Here is a 2,958-nt window from a genome sequence, read left to right as displayed (position 1 = left end):
ACAGCGCCGTGACCCGGTCGCCGGCCAGCCGGACCGTGCCGGCGTCGGGATCGAGCGTCCCCTTGATCGCCCGTATCAGCGTCGTCTTCCCCGCGCCGTTCGGCCCGACGAGACAGACGATCTCGCCGTGTTCGACAGTCAGGTCGACGTCGCGGCCGGCGTCGAGGTCGCCGAAGGAGACCGAGAGGTCGCTGACGTCGACGGGCGGGGGCGCGTCCGTGTCCGATCCCGAGACGCCGGCAGCGACGTCGCCGGGAGCATCGCCGCTCACAGCTCGTGCACCTCGCGTTTCATCAGCAGGTAGATGAAGAAGGGCGCGCCGACCGCGGCGGTGACGACGCCGACCGGGAGCTCCGTCGTACCGTATCGAGCGACGGTGTCGGCCGCGACGAGGAACGCGCCGCCCGAGAGCGCCGCGGTGGGGAGTAACACCCGGTGGTCGGGGCCGACGACCAGTCGGAGCATGTGGGGGACGATCAGGCCGACGAAGCCGATGACGCCCGCGAACGCGACGCCGGCGGCGGTGATGAGCGCGCTGGCGGCCAACAGCAGCCGCTTCGTCCGCTCGACGTCGACCCCCAGGCCGTGTGCTTCCTCCTCCCCCAGGAGGAGGACGTTGAGGTCGCGCGCGTACGCCAAGAGCAGGACGAAAAGCGGCGGGACCACGAGCGCGGTGACCCCCACCTCCGTCCACGTCGCGCCGGAGAGGTGGCCCATCAGCCACGCCACGATCCGCCGGAGCGACTCCCCAGCCTGGAGCTGGAGGTACGAGATAACCGCGCCGAGGAACGTCTGGACGGCGACCCCGGCGAGCAGCAGGGTCGCCACCGGCGTCCGACCGTGGCGGGTCGCGATCGCGTACACCCCGAAGGCGGCCAGCAGCGCGCCGACGAACGCGAACAGGCTCACCCCCGCGCCGTGCGAGAGCCCGAGGTCGACCGCGCCGAGGAGGGGAAGCGTCACCGTCGTCGACAGCGCGAACGGGAAGACGATGAAGGCGACGGCCCCGACCGCCGCGCCGGAAGAGACCCCGATGATCGACGGGTCGGCCATCGGGTTGCGGAAGAACCCCTGCATCACGGTGCCCGCGGCGGCGAGCGCGAACCCGACGAGCGCGGCGAGCAGGATCCGCGGCAGCCTGACCCGGAGGACGATCCGCTGGTGGACATCGGCGATGGGGTACGAGAACGGGGATCGGTAGACGAACGTCGGCCGGGGGATCGTCAGCGATCCGGAGCCCGAGAGGACGCCCGTCCCGCTCGCCCCGCCGGTGCCGAACTCCACGCCAGCGGGGACGACGAGGGCGTTCAGCACCGCCTTGACCACCTCGGTAGGCGGGATCCGGACCGGACCGATACCCGCGCTGACGACGACGACGAGCGCGAGCGCGGCGGCTAGCGCTCCCGACCACGCCGCCGCCCGTCGCCAGATACGCATTCGATATACAACAAAACTTGTAGTAGGTAAATACTTATTGAATGAGTACCGTGCTGAACGCGATGCGACAGCGTTTCACGATCGTGATCGCCCTGCTCGTGACGACCGCCCTCGTGGGCGGCGTCGGGGGTGTGGCGGCGGGTGTACAGCCAACAGTCGACCACGCGGGTGACGCCGGACCGCTACAGGCGGACGACCCGACGGAGCCGGCGACGTGTGAGTTCCCGCTCGAACTGACCGACGCGACGGGAGAGACGGTGACGCTCGAGGAGCCGCCCGAGCGGATCACCACCACGAACCCGTCCGCCGCCCAGACCGTCTGGGAGCTCGGCGAGCGGGACCGCGTCGTCGGCGTGACGCGGTTCGCGCTCTACCTCGACGGGGCCGACGAGAAGGAGGACGTCTCGGGTGACTTCGGCGCGGATGTCGAACGCGTGGTCGGGACGGAGCCGGATCTGGTGTTGTCGCCGAACGCCTCGGCCGCGAGCGTCGAGCCGCTGCGTGAGGCCGGCCTAACGGTGTATCACTTCCCCGAGGCGACGTCAGTCGACGACATCGCCGACAAGACGACGACGATCGGCCAGCTCATCGACGCGTGTGCGGCCGCCGCCGACACGAACGAGGAGATGTACGACGCGGTCGAGGAGACCACGGACCGAACCGCAGACCTCGACCGACCCGCCGCGCTGTACCCGCTCGGTGACGGGTTCGTCGCGGCGAACAACACGTTCATCGACGAGATCATGCGGATCGGCGGGACCGACAACGTCGCCGCCGCGGAGGGCGACGGGTTCCCGCAGCTGTCCGACGAGGTCGTTCTCGAAACCGACCCCGAACTGGTCCTCGTGACCGATCCGGACGCGGCGATCCTCGACGAAGAGCCGTACGCGAGCACGACCGCCGGGATCGAGCGGAACTACGTGGTGATGGACGTGAACTACCTGAACCAGCCCGCGCCGCGCAGCGTCATCGAGTCGACTAGTACGCTCGCCGACGCGGTCGAGGAGCTACAGCCCACGACGGAGGAGGGCACGGACGACGCGGCTGATGACGACGCGATCGACGACGACGAGACGGGCGTCGAAGTGCCCGGCTTCGGCGTCGTTCCCGCGCTCGTGGCGGCGCTCGCGGCTGCACTGCTCGCGACGCGCCGTCGGGACTGATCGGTACCCGCGGCAGTTCGTTATATCCACCGTCGCGTCGGTCGAACGACGCGGCCGTTCGGATCCGAACGACGACGGAAGGGAAGGTGTCCGCGAGCCGCGAAACGCGCGGCCATTTCGGTTGAATCCGTTATATACCCTGGCCCATCAGGTGGCTGCGGAGCACGTCGGGCGTTTTCAGTCCGGCGTCGCTGTTGAGGAGGACGACCGTCTCGTCGCCGTCGAAGAACCCGTCCTCGGCGAGCGCCCACGCACCCGCGGGAGCGGCACCGCCCGTCGCGCCCACCTCGATGACCTCGTTCTGTGCGACCGCGACCGCGCTCGCGACGATGTCGTCGACGTCGACGGCCACCGCGTC

At 69.9% G+C, this 2,958-nt stretch carries 3 protein-coding genes and 1 pseudogene; 1 reads left to right on the top strand and 3 read right to left on the bottom strand.

Going from position 1 to position 2,958, the window contains the following annotated elements:
* Positions 1 to 271, bottom strand: a 271-nt coding sequence (locus tag ACFQEU_RS13880; RefSeq protein ID WP_379783110.1) for an ATP-binding cassette domain-containing protein, incomplete at its 3' end; no start/stop codon positions are given.
* Positions 268 to 1,437: a vitamin B12 ABC transporter permease BtuC gene (btuC, locus tag ACFQEU_RS13875; protein ID WP_379783108.1), complete on the bottom strand. Its 1,170-nt coding sequence runs from the start codon at positions 1,435 to 1,437 to the stop codon at positions 268 to 270. The genes ACFQEU_RS13880 and btuC, both read right to left, overlap by 4 nt.
* A 62-nt stretch (positions 1,438 to 1,499) precedes the next feature.
* On the opposite strand from btuC, the gene ACFQEU_RS13870 reads away from it, so the two are divergent.
* Positions 1,500 to 2,600 carry a PGF-CTERM-anchored ABC transporter substrate-binding protein gene (locus tag ACFQEU_RS13870; protein WP_379783106.1) on the top strand — a complete coding sequence of 367 codons (1,101 nt, stop codon included), beginning with the start codon at positions 1,500 to 1,502 and terminating at the stop codon, positions 2,598 to 2,600.
* A gap of 130 nt (positions 2,601 to 2,730) precedes the next feature.
* Here the strand turns inward: ACFQEU_RS13870 and ACFQEU_RS13865 are convergent.
* Positions 2,731 to 2,958: pseudogene (locus tag ACFQEU_RS13865) on the bottom strand (threonine synthase); the annotation flags it as partial.

It is taken from the genome of Halorubrum tibetense, from assembly GCF_042661865.1.
GTDB classification, from domain to species: domain Archaea; phylum Halobacteriota; class Halobacteria; order Halobacteriales; family Haloferacaceae; genus Halorubrum; species Halorubrum tibetense.
Note: the sequence above shows the minus strand (reverse complement) of the source record. Positions and strands in the feature narration are given on the sequence as shown.